This is a genomic window from Variovorax sp. Soil_C_19, from assembly GCF_057657255.1.
In genome coordinates, this window is record NZ_JBDGIV010000001.1 from 335410 (window position 1) to 350794 (window position 15385).

Sequence of the window (15385 nt, forward strand, 5' to 3'; positions counted from 1 at the left end):
CCGATGGTGCGGCGCGGCTCCTGACAGCGTCTTGTCAGGAGCCTGTCTGCGGCCGCCATCTTCCACAAATGAAAAGGCCCGCAATGCGCAGGGCGCATTGCGGGCCGATCGGCTACCGAAGGCCTGGCGTCGTCAGAGCACCTCGCTCGCGAAGTCGGCCAGCCGGGAGCGTTCGCCGCGCGCCAGCGTGATGTGGCCGCTGTGGGGCCAGCCCTTGAACTTGTCGACCGCGAAGGTCAGTCCGGAGGAGCCCTCGGTCAGGTAGGGCGTGTCGATTTGCGCCAGGTTGCCCATGCAGACGATCTTGGTGCCCGGGCCTGCGCGCGTCACCAGGGTCTTCATCTGCTTGGGCGTGAGGTTCTGCGCCTCGTCGATGATCACGTACTTGTTGAGGAAGGTGCGCCCGCGCATGAAGTTCATGCTCTTGATCTTGATGCGGCTGCGGATCAGCTCGTTGGTGGCGGCGCGGCCCCATTCCCCGGCGTTGCCGCCGTCGCCCTTGGCGAGGAATTCGAGGTTGTCGTCGAGCGCACCCATCCAGGGGCCCATCTTCTCTTCCTCGGTGCCGGGCAGGAAGCCGATGTCCTCGCCCACGCTCACAGTGGCGCGGGTCATGATGATCTCGGTGTAGCGGCGGTCGTCGAGCACCTGCGTGAGGCCCGAGGCCAGCGCCATCAGCGTCTTGCCCGTGCCGGCGGTGCCCGTAAGCGTGACGAAGTCGATCTCGGGGTCCATCAGCAGGTTCATCGCGAAGTTCTGCTCGCGGTTGCGGGTGTTCACGCCCCAGACCGCGTTCTTGCCCGAGCTGTAGTCCTTGAGCGTCTTGAACACCGCCGTCTTGTCGCGGATCTCGGTCACGCGCGCGTACATGCTCGGTTCGCCCGGCGCCTCGAAATACACGAACTGGTTGATGTACAGGTTCGGCACCAGCGGGCCGCTCACGCGGTAGAAGGTGTTGCTGCCGCTCTGCCAGCTCTCGACGGTCTTGCTCTGGCGGGTCCAGAAATCGGGCGGCAGCGCGAGCGAGCCCGAATAGAGAAGGTCGCCGTCTTCGAGCGTCTTGTCGTTCTGGTAGTCGTCGGCGGCCAGGCCCAGCGCGCGCGCCTTGACGCGCATGTTGATGTCCTTCGACACCAGCACCACTTCGCGCTTCGCGCGGCCGGGCTGTTCCTTCGCGTATTCGTCGCGCAGTGCGTGCACCACGCCGAGGATCTGGTTGTCGGCCTTGCCCTGCGGCAGGCTGATCGGCAAAGCGTAGTCGAGCGGGGCGGTCTGGAAGAACAGGCGGCCGCCGGCCTCGCGATGGCCGGTGGTGTCGAGCTTCAGGCCCTTGTCGATGTCGGCGTCCTGCGCGGCTGCCAGTGCGTCGAGCGTGCGGCTGGTCTGGCGGCCGTTGCGTGCGACCTCGGTGGTGCCCTTCTTGTGGCCATCGAGTTCCTCCAGCACGATCATCGGCAGGAAGATATCGTGCTCCTCGAAGCGGAACAGGCACATCGGGTCGTGCAGCAGCACGTTGGTGTCGAGCACGAAGAGCTTGGCGGGGCCGGTGGATCTGGCGCGCTTCGGGCGGGCCGGCGCCTGCGGGGCCGGCGCGACAGGGGCGGGGGGCGCTGCCTGGACGCGCGTCTCGACCTGCACAGCGGCGGGCTGCTGGGGCTGCGGCGGTGCGCTCACGTGCGACGGCGCCGCCCGCGACTTGGTGGCCGCACGGCGTGGCGGGCGCGAGTTTGTGCTGTTGCTGTTGCCGCCGCCCGGCGTCTCGCTGGCGGGGCTGTCGAACAACTCGAGGGGCTGGGGCAGGTTCGGTGCCGCGGCCTCGTCATCGCGTTGATCGCCGGCGCGGCGCGAGCCCCTGTGCGTGGAGCGGGCGGGTGCGTCGACCGCATCCGGCGAGAGCAGTGCGGCGCGTTTCGTAGGGGCGGGAGGCAATGGCATGAGTCAGGTCGCTCGCAGGAAAGTGGAAACCGGAAAACGAAAAAGCCGCCTGAGGGCCAGGCGGCTTCGTTCGGAGGATGCGGTCGTGGAGCTCAACGGCATGAGGCCATTATGCACACCGCAGGTGACGCGTTCTGCGCTCTTTGCACAAGCCGTTGGGCATTCCCCACGGCATGATGCAAAAGCGCACAGTCGGCGCAAGCTGTAACTCGGTCGGCTTTTCAGGCGGCTTTCTTCAGCGCCTTGACGGCCTTGAGCACGTCATCGACGTGGCCCGGCACCTTGAGGCCGCGCCATTCGGCCTTGAGGATGCCATCTGCGCCGATCAGGAAGGTGCTGCGCTCGATGCCCTTGACCTTCTTGCCGTACATGATCTTGTTCTTGACCACGCCGAACATGTGGCACATTTTTTCTTCGGTGTCGGCGATGAGCTCGAAGGGGAGCTCAAGCTTGGCCTTGAATTCGTCGTGCGACTTCATGTTGTCGCGCGACACGCCGAACACCGTGGCGCCGGCTTTCTCGAAGTCCTTGAAGCGGTCGCGGAACTGCATGGCTTCGGTCGTGCAACCCGGGGTGTTATCTTTCGGGTAAAAATACATGACCAGCACTTGGCCGAGATGCGAGGTATTCGAGACTTTCAAGCCGCCCGTGGCGTTGGCGTCGAATTCAGGAATGGGTTTGTTGACAACGATCGCCATGAAACTTGTTTTCTCCGTTGGTTGCCATGGCTCGGCGCGTAGACGCGCGCCCGGACATGGCGTATTGGTCGTTGCTAACTGAGGGCAGCAGGCCTGTTCGCAACCCGGTATTTTACCTCGAAATGGCCCTCAGCTGCCGGTTGCAGGCTCGACCAGAAGGGCTGCCACCACGTGGCGCCCCTCGCCGGCCAGGATGTTGTAGGTGCGGCAGGCGGCGGGCGTGTCCATGGTTTCCACGCCGGTTCGCCGGGCCATCAGCGGCTGGAGCCAGGCGGGCTGCGGGAAGCGGATGCGGGATCCGCTGCCGAAAATGATCAGCTCGGCGCCGAGCGCCGCAAGCTGCGCGAAGTGCTCGGGGCCGATTTCGTCGAAGCGGGTGCAGTTCCACTCGAAACGCTCCCCGTGGGAGCCGACGACGACGCTGCCCTCGACCTTTTCGTTGTTGATCGCGACCCAGCCGGGGCCGTGAGCGGTCAGGGCCTGGGCGTCGGATTTGTCGGGCTGGAGCTTCATCGGTGCACTGGGAACTGTGGTCAAATTATAGGTTTTCCCAGTGACACGGGGCCTCCAAGGGCCTTTTGACATCGAGTAACCCGCGCCCGGGAGGGCCCTTTGAAGCAGTTCAGGAAATCGGCCAAACTGGCCAATGTGCTCTACGACATTCGCGGCCCCATCATGGATGCGGCCAAGCAGATGGAGGAAGAGGGCCAGAAGATCATCAAGCTCAACATCGGCAACCTCGCCGTGTTCGGCTTCGACGCGCCGGAAGAAGTCCAGCAGGACATGATCCGCAACCTTCCGGCATCCGCGGGCTATTCGGACAGCAAGGGCATCTTCGCGGCGCGCAAGGCCGTGATGCACGAGACCCAGAAGCAGGGCATCGCCGGCGTCGCGCTCGACGACATCTACCTGGGCAACGGGGCGAGCGAGCTGATCGCGATGTCCACCAACGCGCTGCTCAACGACGGCGACGAGATGCTGCTGCCCGCGCCCGACTATCCGCTCTGGACCGCCGCCTCGAGCCTGTCGGGCGGCACGCCGGTGCACTATCTCTGCGACGAGGCCAACGGCTGGATGCCCGACCTCGATGACATCCGCGCCAAGATCACGCCCCGCACCAAGGGGATCGTGGTGATCAACCCGAACAACCCGACCGGCGCCCTTTACTCCGACGACCTGCTCAAGCGCATCGTGGCGATCGCGCGCGAACACGACCTCGTGATCTTCGCCGACGAGGTGTACGACAAGGTGCTCTACGACGGCGTGAAGCACACCGCGATCGCGAGCCTGTCGACCGACGTGCTCACGCTCACCTTCAACTCGCTGTCCAAGAGCTATCGCTCCTGCGGCTACCGCGCGGGGTGGCTCGTGGTGTCGGGCGACAAGAAGCGCGCGCGCGACTACATCGAGGGCCTCAACATGCTCTCGAACATGCGGCTGTGCGCCAACGTGCCGGGGCAATGGGCGATCCAGACCGCGCTGGGCGGCTACCAGAGCATCAACGACCTCGTCGGCGAGGGCGGCCGTCTGCGGCGCCAGCGCGACCTGGCCTACGAGCTCATCACCGCGATCCCGGGCGTGAGCTGCGTCAAGCCGAGCGCCGCGCTCTACATGTTTCCGAAGCTCGATCCCGCGGTCTACCCGATCGAGGACGACCGGCAGTTCTTCCTCGAGCTGCTGAAGGAAACCCGGGTGATGCTGGTGCAGGGGACGGGCTTCAACTGGGCGACGCCCGACCATTTCCGTATCGTGTTCCTGCCGCATGAAGACGACCTGCGCGAGGCCATCAACCGCATCGCCATGTTCCTGGAGACCTACCGCCTGCGCAGCAAGAGCGCGTGAGGCCTTCGCCGACCGCTGCTGCTGCGCCGCTGACGAGGCCGCCGCGCGGCGGCGGGCCCTGTTGTCCATTTCTACGAAACCATTGAACCCGAATCTCCCATGAAACCCATCCAGGTAGGCCTGCTCGGCGCAGGAACGGTCGGCAGCGGCACCTTCAAGGTGCTGCTGCGCAACCAGGAAGAAATCAAGCGCCGTGCCGGCAGAGGCATCGAGATCACCATGGTCGCCGACCTCGACCAGGCGCGCGCACGCGAGGTGGCGGGCGCGGGCGTTCAGGTGGTGGCCGACGCGCGCGCCGTCATCGCCAACCCCGACATCGACATCGTGATCGAGCTGATCGGCGGCTACGGCATCGCCAAGCAGCTGGTGCTCGAGGCCATCGCGGCCGGCAAGCACGTGGTCACGGCCAACAAGGCGCTGCTCGCGGTGCACGGCACCGAGATCTTCGCGGCCGCCCATGCCAAGGGCGTGATGGTGGCCTTCGAGGCTGCGGTGGCCGGCGGCATCCCGATCATCAAGGCGCTGCGCGAAGGCCTCACCGCCAACAGCATCCAGTGGATCGCCGGCATCATCAACGGCACCACCAACTTCATCCTCTCCGAGATGCGCGACAAGGGGCTCGACTTCGCGACCGTGCTCAAGGAGGCGCAGCGCCTCGGCTATGCCGAGGCCGACCCCACCTTCGACATCGAGGGCGTCGACGCCGCGCACAAGGCCACCCTCATGAGCGCGATCGCGTTCGGCATCCCGGTGCAGTTCGACAAGGCGCACATCGAGGGCATCACCAAGCTCGCGGCGCAGGACATCAAGTACGCCGAGCAGCTCGGCTACCGCATCAAGCTGCTCGGCATCACCAAGCGCACGGCCCAAGGCGTCGAACTGCGCGTGCATCCGGCGCTCGTGCCGTCGAAGCGGCTGCTCGCCAACGTCGAGGGCGCGATGAACGCGGTGGTGGTGCACGGCGATGCCGTCGGCACCACGCTCTACTACGGCAAGGGCGCAGGCAGCGAGCCGACCGCGAGCGCGGTGATCGCCGACCTGGTCGACATCACCCGGTTGCACACGGCCGACGCGGCCCACCGCGTGCCGCACCTCGCCTTCCATCCCGATGCGATGAGCGACCTGCAGGTGCTGCCGATGGCCGAGGTCGTCACCAGCTACTACCTGCGCCTGCGCGTGGCCGACGAGGCCGGCGTGCTGGCCAAGGTGACGGGCCTGCTCGCCAATGCCGGCATCAGCATCGACGCGGTGCTGCAGCGCGAAGCCGACGAAGTGGGCGGCGAAGGCTCGAACCAGACCGACCTCATCATCCTCACGCACGATGCGCGCGAAGGCACGATGGACGATGCGCTCGCGCATCTGCAGGCGCTGCCCACGGTGCTGCAGCCGATCGTGCGCATCCGCAAGGAAGAGTTGAAGTGAACTACCTGAGCACCCGCGGCCATCCCGACCGCAAGCGCTTCTGCGAGATTTTGCTCGAGGGCCTCGCGCCGGACGGCGGGCTCTACCTGCCCGCGCACTATCCGCAGGTCGACGCGGCCACGCTCGCGAAGTGGCGCAGCCTGCCGTACGCCGAACTCGCCTTCGAGATCCTCTCGCTCTACATCGACGACATTCCGCCGGCGGACCTGAAGGCGCTCTGCGCCAAGACCTACACCGCGGAGGTCTTCGGCTCCGACGAGATCGTGCCGCTGCGCGAGCTCGAAGACGGCGTCTACCTCGAAGCCCTGTCGAACGGCCCCACGCTGGCCTTCAAGGACATGGCGATGCAGCTGCTCGGCAACCTGTTCGAGTACGAACTGGCTCGCCGCGACGCCGAGCTCAACATCCTCGGCGCCACCAGCGGCGACACCGGCAGCGCGGCCGAGTACGCGATGCGCGGAAAGAAGGGCGTGCGCGTCTTCATGACCTCGCCCGACGGTCGCATGAGCCCGTTCCAGCAGGCGCAGATGTTCAGCCTGCAGGACGCGAACATCCACAACATCGCCATCACCGGCGTGTTCGACGACTGCCAGGACATCGTCAAGGCGGTGTCGAGCGACCTGGGCTTCAAGCGCAAGTACCGCATCGGCACGGTCAACTCGATCAACTGGGCGCGGCTGCTCGCACAGGTGGTCTACTATTTCGCGGGCTACTTCCAAGCCACGGCATCGAACGACAAGCCCGTGAGCTTCGCGGTGCCCTCGGGCAACTTCGGCAACGTCTGCGCGGGCCACGTGGCGCGCATGATGGGCCTGCCGATCCACACGCTGGTGGTCGCCACCAACGAGAACGACGTGCTCGACGAGTTCTTCCGCACCGGCGTCTACCGCGTGCGCGCTGGGGCCGACACGCACGAGACCTCCAGCCCGTCGATGGACATCAGCAAGGCCAGCAACTTCGAGCGCTTCGTGTTCGACCTGGTCGGACGCGATGCCGGCAGGCTGCGCGCGCTGTTCGTCGACCAGCTGGGCCGCGAGGCGAAGTTCGACCTCGGCGCCGACCCGGTCTTCGCGCAGGCCGCCGAGCGCTTCGGCTTCCGCAGCGGCCGCAGCACGCATGCAGACCGGCTCGCGACGATCCGTGACACCGAGAAGCGCTTCGCCACGCTGATCGATCCGCACACCGCCGACGGCCTCAAGACCGCGCGCGAGCACCTCACGCCGGGCGTGCCGATGGTGGTGCTCGAGACCGCGCTGCCGATCAAGTTCGCCGCCACGCTGGTGGAAGCGCTCGGGCAGGAGCCCCCGCGACCGGCCAGGTTCGAGGGCATCGAGTCGCTGCCCAAGCGAGTCGTCAGGCTTGCGGCCGATGCGGAGGCCGTGAAGGCCTACATCGCCGAGAACTGCGATTGAACGGCGCCGGCCAGCACGTCGTGATGGCCGCCTTGCATCAGCATTCGGCTCGCGCTTGACGCGCGGCCTCAGGAACTCGTCATGAAGGTGATCGGTTTTTCCGGGTATTCGGGTTCGGGCAAGACCACGCTCGTCGAGCGCCTGATCCCCGTGCTCAGGCTCCATGGGCAGCGCGTCTCGGTCGTGAAGCATGCGCACCACAAGTTCGACATCGACCACCCCGGCAAGGACACCTACCGCCACCGCGAGGCCGGCGCCTTCGAAGTGGTCGTGGCGTCCGACCGGCGGCTGGCGCTGATCCGCGAATTCGAGCAGCCCGCGCAGCTGTCGGTGCACGCGCTCATCGCCGAGCTCTACGACGGTGTCGACTGGGTGCTGGTCGAGGGCTTCAAGCACAGCGACTTGCTCAAGATCGAGGTCTGGCGCGCGCCCGAGCCGGGCCAGAAGCCGCGACCCCTGCAGTACATCGATGATCCGTTCGTGACCGCCGTTGCCACCAATGCGCCCGAGAGCCTGCCCGAGCCCACCGAGCGGCCGCTGTTCGACCTCGACGACATCGAGGGCATCGCCCAGTGGCTGATCGACAGCGGCGATCGCTTCGACTACAAACCGAGGCACCATGGCTGATTCACCGCCTTCTCCCATATCGTCGCGCCCGCCGTTGATGGCGCTCGACGAGGCGCTGGCCATCCTGCTCGCCAAGGCCAGGCCGATGCTGCCGGCCGAGAGCGTCGGCACCTTCGATGCCGATGGCCGCGTGCTCGCCCAGGACCTGGTGGCCGCGATCACGGTGCCGCCGCGCGACAACAGTTCGATGGACGGCTACGCGGTTCGCGTGGCCGACTGCGCCGCGCCAGGGGCCGTGCTGCAGGTCGCGCAGCGCATCCCGGCGGGCAGCGTCGGCACGCCGTTGGCAGCCGGCACCGCGGCGCGCATCTTCACCGGCGCGCAGGTGCCCGAGGGTGCCGATGCCATCGTGATGCAGGAAGACACCGAGCCGTTGCCGCAGGAGGGAGGCCTCGGCGCCGTGCGCATCGCCTCGGTGCCCTCCGCCGGCCAGTGGATCCGCCGTGCCAGTGAGGACGTGGCGGCCGGCCATGTCGTGCTCGGCAAGGGCGAGCGCCTGACGCCCGCAGGGCTCGGCCTTGCGGCCAGCGTCGGGTTCGATCGGCTGCAGGTGGCGCGGCGCCCGCGTGTCGCGCTGCTGTCCACCGGCGACGAGCTGGTGATGCCCGGCGAGGTCGCACCCGAGGCCATGAAGCCCGGCGCCATCTACAACTCAAACCGCTTCTTCATGCGCGCCTTGCTGCACAGGCTCGGCTGCGAGGTGAACGATCTCGGCATCGTGCCCGACCGGCGCGACGCCACCATCGAGGCGCTGCGTGGCGCGGCCGAAGGCAACGACCTGATCATCACCACCGGCGGCGTCTCGGTCGGAGAGGAAGACCACATCAAGGCCGCCGTGCAGGCGCTCGGCGAACTGCAGTTGTGGTCGCTCTCGATGAAGCCCGGCAAACCCTTTGCCTACGGATCGATCCAGCGGGCCGGCGGCGAAGCGCAGGGGCGCTGCCACGTCACGGGGTTGCCCGGCAACCCGGTGTCGAGCTTCCTGACCTTCCTGCTGCTCGTGCGCCCGTTCCTGCTGACGCTGCAGGGCGCAAGCCGGGTGGCGCCCGAACCCGTGCCGATGCGCGCCGACTTCGACTGGCCGCGTGCCGACCGGCGCCGCGAGTTCCTGCGCGCGCGCCGCAATGCCGCGGGCGGGCTCGACCTGTTCACCAACCAGAGTTCGGGCGTGCTGACGTCGATGGTCTGGGGCGATGGCGTCATCGACAACCTGCCCGGCCAGACCATCCGGGCCGGCGACACCGTCAACTTCATTTCCCTGGCCTCGCTGCTGGCCTGACCGAGGCTGCTCCCATGAAGGTCCACATCCGCTATTTCGCCTCGGTGCGCGAGGCGCTCGCCACGGGCGGCGAGACCGTCGACACCACGGCCGACACGCTGGCCGCGCTGCGCGACGAACTCATCGCACGCGGCGGCGCCCATGCCGCGGCGCTCGCACGCGGCAGGGCGGTGCGCATGGCGCTCGACCAGGTCATGAGTGCCGAGTCGGCCGCGCTGCACGAAGGTGCCGAGGTCGCGTTCTTCCCGCCGGTCACCGGCGGCTGAGGGCGGGCTCGAGCGCTGCGAGCCGCTCCCCCAGCGCCGCCGAGGCGCGCGTCATCGGCAAGCGCAGTTCGTCGCGCACCGACCCCTGCTGCGCCAGCAGCGCCTTGAGCGGCCCGGGGTTCGGTTCGGCAAACAGCATCGCGATCAACGGCAGCAGCGGCTGCCATTCGGCGCGCGCCTCCACCAGCCGGTTCTCGGCCAGCAGGCGCAGCACCTGGACGAAGCGCCGCGTCTGCACATGCGCGCTGGCCGCAATGGCGCCTGCGCCGCCTTCGGCCACGGTCGCGAAGATCTGGTGGTCTTCGCCCGCGAGCACCTGGAGCCGGCCGTCGGCGATCAGCGCGCGCGTCTTGGCCATGTCGCCGCCGCAGTCCTTGACGCCGCGGATGCGCGGGTGCTCGGCCAGCGCCAGCAGCGTGTCGCGCGCGAGGGTCGCACCGGTGCGGTAGGGAATGTCGTAGACCAGCAGCGGCACCGTGCTGGCGTCGGCAATGGCGCCGAACCACGCGCGCAGGCCGTCCTGCGATGGCCGGATGTAGTGCGGCGCAGGCACCAGCAGCCCGGCCAGCGGCCGTTCGGCCAGCCGGCGCACCCAGGCCGTGGTCTTGCCCAGGTGGTAGCCCGACAGGCCCATGACGATCGGCAGCCCGCCTGCGGCGGCATGAACGGTGTCGAGCGCGGCGAGCTGCTCGGCCTCGTCGAGTGCGGCAGCCTCGCCGGTCGAGCCGCAGACCACGAAGCCGGCCACGCCGTCGCCGGTGAGCCGCTGGGTGAGCGCCGACAGCGCGGCATGGTCCACCGCGGCGCCATGGAACGGCGTGACGAGCGGAATCCAGAGGCCCGAGAAATCAGGCGCGGGGTCGACGGGAACGGATGATGGTTGTTGCGGCACGTGGGCCTCCTTGCGGGATCGACCGATGGACAGTAACCGTCATCGTTCGGTGCGCGCGCAACCCATTCGGGGCCAAGGCCTTGGCAGGTTCCGTCGCTCATCCGACGACGGAACCGCAGCTCCGGTCAGACGAGCTTTGGTTTTTTGGGGGCTTGGCTGCCCTGGCGCGCACGGGTGCTCTCGGCGCGCGAAAGCACGGGCAAGAGCGTGGCGAGGCAGGGCATTGTCGAAGTATAGGAGGCGGTCGGGCTTGGGCATGGCCCCGCGCCGCAGGCGGCCCGAAGGGTTGCGCGAGACAGGGCGCATGCGGCGTTGCCAATGCTCGCTGGACATCAGTCCAGCTTGCGCTTGGCGCCTTGCCTGCACCCTGTCTCGCGCAACGCAGGGCCATGCCCAAGCCCGACAGCCTCCTGGCGCGGTGCCACAATCCCGGCATGAATGGCCCACGCGTTTCGATCCAGACAGCCGATTTCAACCTGGCGGAGGAGGTTGCCGCGCTGCGTGCCGGCGACAAGCGCGTGGGCGCGGTCTGCAGTTTCATCGGCACGGTGCGCGACCGCAACGACGGCAGCACGGTGGCGTCGATGGAGCTCGAGCACTACCCCGGCATGACCGAGAAGGCCATCGAGGCCATGATCGACGAGGCGCACCGGCGCTTCGACATCCTCGGCGTGCGCGTGATCCACCGCGTGGGCCTGTTGCAGCCGCTCGACCAGATCATGATGGTCGCGGTGGCCTCGGCGCACCGCGGCCAGAGCTTCGAGGCCTGCGAATTTCTGATGGACTACCTCAAGACCCAGGCACCGTTCTGGAAAAAAGAACAGACGCCCGAAGGCGCCCGCTGGGTCGATGCGCGCGTAGCCGACGATGCGGCGCTCGCGCGCTGGGGTATCACGGCCCCGAACGCCTGACGCGCGTGGTCAGAGGGGCTTGAACCCGCTGGCCTGGATGATCCGCTCCCAAGTCTGCGTGTAGCTGCGCACGCGGCCCGCGAACTGGCCCTGCGGCTCGTAGCCCACCGTGAGGCCCATGGCCGTGAGCTTCTGCTTCACGTCGGGCATGGCCAGCACTTTCTGCAGTGCCTCGCCGTAGCGGTCGATGACCGGCTGCGGCGTGCCCACGGGCGCGAAGATGCCGTAGTAGGGCAGGTCTTCGAGGTTCGAGAAGCCCAGCTCGGTGAAGGTCGGCACGTTGGGCAGCACGGCCTGGCGCTTGGCGCCGATCGACGCGACGATGCGCACCTTGCCGGCCTTGTGGTTCTCGATGAAGTCGGGCACCGACGCGATGCCGGCGGTGATCTGGTTGCCCAGCATGTCGGCCGTCATCGGCGCGCTGCCGCGGTAGGGCGCGGGCTGCACGTCGATCTTGTACTTCTCCGAGATCATCTTCACCAGGAACTCCGGGATCGAGGCGGGTGCCGGGATGCCGATGGTTTCCTTGCCGCCGCGCTGGGTGCGGACCCATTTCACGTACTCGTCGATGCTCTTGGCCGGCGTGCCGCCCGAGACGGCCAGCACGTTGGCGAAGGTGGCGAAGCCCGCCACCGGCACGAAGTCGGTGGCCGGGTTGAAGCCCGGGTTCTTCACCACCTGCGGAAGGATCGAAATCGAGTGGTCGTGCGAGATGAACAGCGTGTGGCCGTCGGCGGGCGCCGCCTTCAGCGCCTGCGCGGCGATTTGACCGCCCGCGCCGGCGCGGTTCTCGACCACCACCGGCGTGCCCAGCACGTCCTTGAGCTTCTCGGCCAGCGTGCGCGCGATGGCATCGGTGCCTGCGCCCGCGGGAAAGCCCACCAGCAAGCGCACGGGCGTGCCTTGCGCTTGCGCAAGCCCGGACAGGCCCAGGCCCGCCAGGATGAGGCTCGCGCTGAGCGCCCGTCGGATCGCTTTGGTGCGCTGCATTGAAAAAACCATGTTCGACTCCAATGGAAAGAGGAAAGGGGCACAGTGCAATCGCCGTGCCCGAAAGTGCTGGACACCTTGAATCGTGCCCGAACAGCCCTATTTTGGATGCAGGAATACCACCATGCGACAAGACAAACTCACCACCAAATTTCAGGAAGCGCTCGGCGACGCCCAGTCGCTTGCGCTCGGCAACGACAACGCCTACATCGAACCGGCCCACCTGCTGGCGGCGATGCTGCGCCAGGACGACGGCCCGCGCGCGCTGCTCGAGCGCGCCGGCGTCAACGTGCCCGGCCTTGCCAAGGCGGCCGAGGAGGCCATCAAGCGCCTGCCGCAGGTGCAGGGGCACGATGTCGTGCAGGTCGGTCCCGAGCTCGGAAAGCTGCTGCAGGCCACCGAGAAGGAGGCCATCAAGCGCAACGACCAGTTCATTGCGGGCGAACTGTTCCTGTTGGCCGTGGCCGACAGCAAGTCGGACATCGGCCGCATCGCCAAGGAGAACGGGCTCTCGCGCAAGTCGCTCGAGGCGGCCATCGACGCGGTGCGCGGCGGCCAGGGCGTGAACAGCGCCGATGCCGAAGGCCAGCGCGAGGCGCTGAAGAAATACTGCCTCGACCTCACCGAGCGCGCACGGCTCGGCAAGCTCGACCCGGTCATTGGCCGCGACGAGGAGATCCGCCGCGCCATCCAGGTGCTGCAGCGCCGCACCAAGAACAACCCCGTGCTCATCGGCGAGCCCGGCGTGGGCAAGACCGCGATCGTCGAAGGCCTGGCGCAGCGCATCGTCGCGGGCGAGGTGCCCGAGTCGCTCAAGGGCAAGCGCGTGCTGTCGCTCGACATGGCCGCGCTGCTCGCGGGCGCCAAGTTCCGCGGCGAGTTCGAGGAGCGCCTGAAGACCGTGCTCAACGAGCTGGCCAAGGACGAGGGCCAGACCATCGTCTTCATCGACGAGCTGCACACCATGGTGGGCGCCGGCAAGGCCGAAGGCGCCATGGATGCGGGCAACATGCTCAAGCCCGCGCTCGCGCGCGGCGAGCTGCACTGCGTGGGTGCCACCACGCTCGACGAATACCGCAAGTACATCGAGAAGGACGCCGCGCTCGAGCGCCGCTTCCAGAAGATCATCGTGGGCGAGCCCAGCGTCGAGGCCACCATCGCCATCCTGCGCGGCCTGCAGGAAAAATACGAGGTGCACCACGGCGTGCAGATCACCGACCCGGCCATCGTGGCCGCGGCCGAGTTGTCCGACCGCTACATCACCGACCGCTTCCTGCCCGACAAGGCCATCGACCTGATCGACGAGGCCGCGGCCAAGATCAAGATCGAGATGGACTCCAAGCCCGAGGTGATGGACCGCCTCGACCGCCGCCTGATCCAGTTGCAGATCGAGCGCGAAGCCGTGCGCCGCGAGAAGGACGAGGCCTCGCAGAAGCGCTTCGGCCTGATCGAGGACGAGATCGCCAAGCTGCAGAAGGAGATCGCCGACTACGACGAGATCTGGCAGGCCGAGAAGGCGCAGGCTCAGGGGAGCGCGCACATCCGCGAGGAGATCGAGAAGCTCAAGATCGAAATCAAGGAATGGGAGCGCAAAGGCGATTTCAACAAGCTCGCCGAGCTGCAATATGGCCAGCTGCCGGCGCTCGAGAAGCGCCTGCGCGAGGCCGAGGAAAGCGAGGCGAGCAAGGGCAAGTCGAGTGCGCCGACGCTGCTGCGCACGCAGGTCGGCGCCGAGGAGATCGCCGAGGTGGTGGCGCGCGCCACCGGCATTCCGGTCGCCAAGCTGATGCAGGGCGAACGCGACAAGCTGCTCGTGATGGAAGCCAAGCTGCACGAGCGCGTGGTCGGCCAGGACGAGGCCATCGGTGCGGTCGCGAACGCGATCCGCCGCTCGCGCTCGGGCCTGTCGGACCCGAACCGTCCCACCGGCTCGTTCCTGTTCCTCGGCCCCACGGGCGTGGGCAAGACCGAACTCTGCAAGGCGCTCGCGGGCTTCCTGTTCGACAGCGAAGACCACCTGATCCGCATCGACATGAGCGAGTTCATGGAGAAGCATTCGGTGGCCCGCCTGATCGGCGCGCCGCCGGGCTACGTGGGCTACGAGGAGGGCGGCTACCTCACCGAGGCCGTGCGCCGCAAGCCCTACAGCGTGGTGCTGCTCGACGAGGTCGAGAAGGCGCATCCGGACGTCTTCAACGTGCTGCTGCAGGTGCTCGACGACGGCCGCCTGACCGATGGACAGGGCCGCACCGTCGACTTCAAGAACACGGTGATCGTGATGACCAGCAACATCGGCTCGCCGATCATCCAGTCGATGGTGGGCCAGCCTGCCGAGGAGATCAAGGAAGCGGTCTGGGACGAGCTGAAGAACTACTTCCGCCCCGAGTTCCTGAACCGCATCGACGAGACGGTGGTGTTCCACGCGCTCGACGCGAAGAACATCGAGTCGATCGCCGCGATCCAGCTCAAGGTGCTGCAGGCGCGGCTTGCCAAGATGGACCTGGGCCTGGAGGTGTCGCCCGCCGCGCTGGCCGAGATCGCGAAGGTCGGCTTCGATCCGGTGTTCGGTGCGCGCCCGCTCAAGCGTGCCATCCAGCAGCGCATCGAGAACCCGCTCTCGAGGCTGCTGCTCGACGGCAGCTTCGGGCCCAAGGACACGATCGAGGTCACGACCGATCCGATCCGCTCGCCGGGGCAGTTCGGCTTTGCAAAAGCAGGAAATTCCGGCAAAAACGGGGAACCTGCGGCCGAAGCCTCGGCCTAAGATCGGATGATGAACTTTATTCTTCGCGTGATCCTGCTGATGCTGGGCCTGGTCTTTGCGGCCAGCCTGGCGGTGGCCGTGATGCTGTTGGCCGCCGTGTGGGGCGTTCGCTACGCCTGGGCCCGGCTCACGGGCAAGCCCGTGTCGCCCTGGGTGATGCGCTTCAACCCGCGTTCGGGATTCGAACGTTTTCGCACGGCTGCGCAGCCGGCCGAGCCTTCGGCCGCCGACGTGGCCGGCGCGCGGGCGCGGGGCGAGTCGGTGCGCAGCCCGCTGCTGCGCAACCGCGGTGCCGGCGACGACGTGACCGACGTGCGCGCACGCCCGGCCACGCGCGGCGAGTAGTC

The 15385-nt window shown here is 67.5% G+C and carries 14 protein-coding genes; 9 read left to right on the forward strand and 5 right to left on the reverse strand.

Features of this window, described 5'->3' with window-relative positions; all coding sequences use genetic code 11:
* Window positions 1–132: 132 nt before the first annotated feature.
* The 3 genes from AC3A6R_RS01660 to AC3A6R_RS01670 form a co-directional block, all read right to left on the reverse strand.
* On the reverse strand, window positions 133–1935 hold the full coding sequence (locus tag AC3A6R_RS01660; RefSeq protein WP_487859982.1) for a PhoH family protein: 1803 nt from the start codon (window positions 1933–1935) through the stop codon (window positions 133–135).
* A gap of 221 nt (window positions 1936–2156) precedes the next feature.
* Window positions 2157–2633 (reverse strand): peroxiredoxin, encoded by a 477-nt coding sequence (locus tag AC3A6R_RS01665; protein ID WP_487859983.1) that lies wholly within the window; start codon window positions 2631–2633, stop codon window positions 2157–2159.
* Between the two features lie 129 nt (window positions 2634–2762).
* Window positions 2763–3146, reverse strand: coding sequence for an Mth938-like domain-containing protein (locus tag AC3A6R_RS01670; protein WP_487859984.1), 384 nt, complete (start codon window positions 3144–3146; stop codon window positions 2763–2765).
* A gap of 99 nt (window positions 3147–3245) precedes the next feature.
* Between AC3A6R_RS01670 and AC3A6R_RS01675 the strand changes: the two genes are divergently transcribed.
* The 6 genes from AC3A6R_RS01675 to AC3A6R_RS01700 all read left to right on the forward strand — a co-directional run bounded on the left by AC3A6R_RS01675 (window position 3246) and on the right by AC3A6R_RS01700 (window position 9481).
* Window positions 3246–4475, forward strand: a complete 1230-nt coding sequence (locus AC3A6R_RS01675; protein ID WP_487859985.1) for a pyridoxal phosphate-dependent aminotransferase — start codon at window positions 3246–3248, stop codon at window positions 4473–4475.
* Between the two features lie 99 nt (window positions 4476–4574).
* Window positions 4575–5897 carry a homoserine dehydrogenase gene (locus tag AC3A6R_RS01680; RefSeq protein WP_487859986.1) on the forward strand — a complete coding sequence of 441 codons (1323 nt, stop codon included), beginning with the start codon at window positions 4575–4577 and terminating at the stop codon, window positions 5895–5897.
* Entirely contained in the window at window positions 5894–7309 is a 1416-nt protein-coding gene (thrC, locus tag AC3A6R_RS01685; protein ID WP_487863579.1) for a threonine synthase, read from the forward strand. Before AC3A6R_RS01680 ends, thrC begins: the two co-directional genes overlap by 4 nt.
* An 81-nt stretch (window positions 7310–7390) precedes the next feature.
* Window positions 7391–7936: a molybdopterin-guanine dinucleotide biosynthesis protein B gene (gene mobB / locus AC3A6R_RS01690; RefSeq protein ID WP_487863580.1), complete on the forward strand. Its 546-nt coding sequence runs from the start codon at window positions 7391–7393 to the stop codon at window positions 7934–7936.
* Complete coding sequence (locus AC3A6R_RS01695) at window positions 7929–9215, forward strand: molybdopterin molybdotransferase MoeA (RefSeq protein WP_487863581.1); 1287 nt, start codon at window positions 7929–7931, stop codon at window positions 9213–9215. The genes mobB and AC3A6R_RS01695 overlap by 8 nt, the downstream gene beginning before the upstream one ends.
* Before the next feature lie 14 nt (window positions 9216–9229).
* Window positions 9230–9481, forward strand: coding sequence for a MoaD/ThiS family protein (locus AC3A6R_RS01700; protein WP_487863582.1), 252 nt, complete (start codon window positions 9230–9232; stop codon window positions 9479–9481).
* Here the strand turns inward: AC3A6R_RS01700 and dapA are convergent.
* Window positions 9468–10373, reverse strand: a complete 906-nt coding sequence (gene dapA / locus AC3A6R_RS01705; RefSeq protein ID WP_487863583.1) for a 4-hydroxy-tetrahydrodipicolinate synthase — start codon at window positions 10371–10373, stop codon at window positions 9468–9470. The genes AC3A6R_RS01700 and dapA overlap by 14 nt on opposite strands.
* A 434-nt stretch (window positions 10374–10807) precedes the next feature.
* Here dapA and AC3A6R_RS01710 point away from each other — a divergent pair, with 434 nt between their 5' ends.
* Complete coding sequence (locus AC3A6R_RS01710; RefSeq protein WP_487863584.1) at window positions 10808–11284, forward strand: molybdenum cofactor biosynthesis protein MoaE; 477 nt, start codon at window positions 10808–10810, stop codon at window positions 11282–11284.
* A 9-nt stretch (window positions 11285–11293) separates the two neighbouring features.
* Here AC3A6R_RS01710 and AC3A6R_RS01715 read toward each other — a convergent pair whose 3' ends face one another.
* Entirely contained in the window at window positions 11294–12286 is a 993-nt protein-coding gene (locus AC3A6R_RS01715) for a Bug family tripartite tricarboxylate transporter substrate binding protein (protein WP_487863585.1), read from the reverse strand.
* Between the two features lie 112 nt (window positions 12287–12398).
* Here AC3A6R_RS01715 and clpB point away from each other — a divergent pair, with 112 nt between their 5' ends.
* Both clpB and AC3A6R_RS01725 read left to right on the forward strand, forming a co-directional pair.
* Window positions 12399–15038 (forward strand): ATP-dependent chaperone ClpB, encoded by a 2640-nt coding sequence (gene clpB, locus AC3A6R_RS01720; protein WP_487859994.1) that lies wholly within the window; start codon window positions 12399–12401, stop codon window positions 15036–15038.
* A 6-nt stretch (window positions 15039–15044) separates the two neighbouring features.
* Window positions 15045–15383 (forward strand): hypothetical protein, encoded by a 339-nt coding sequence (locus AC3A6R_RS01725; RefSeq protein WP_487859995.1) that lies wholly within the window; start codon window positions 15045–15047, stop codon window positions 15381–15383.
* Window positions 15384–15385: the final 2 nt, after the last annotated feature.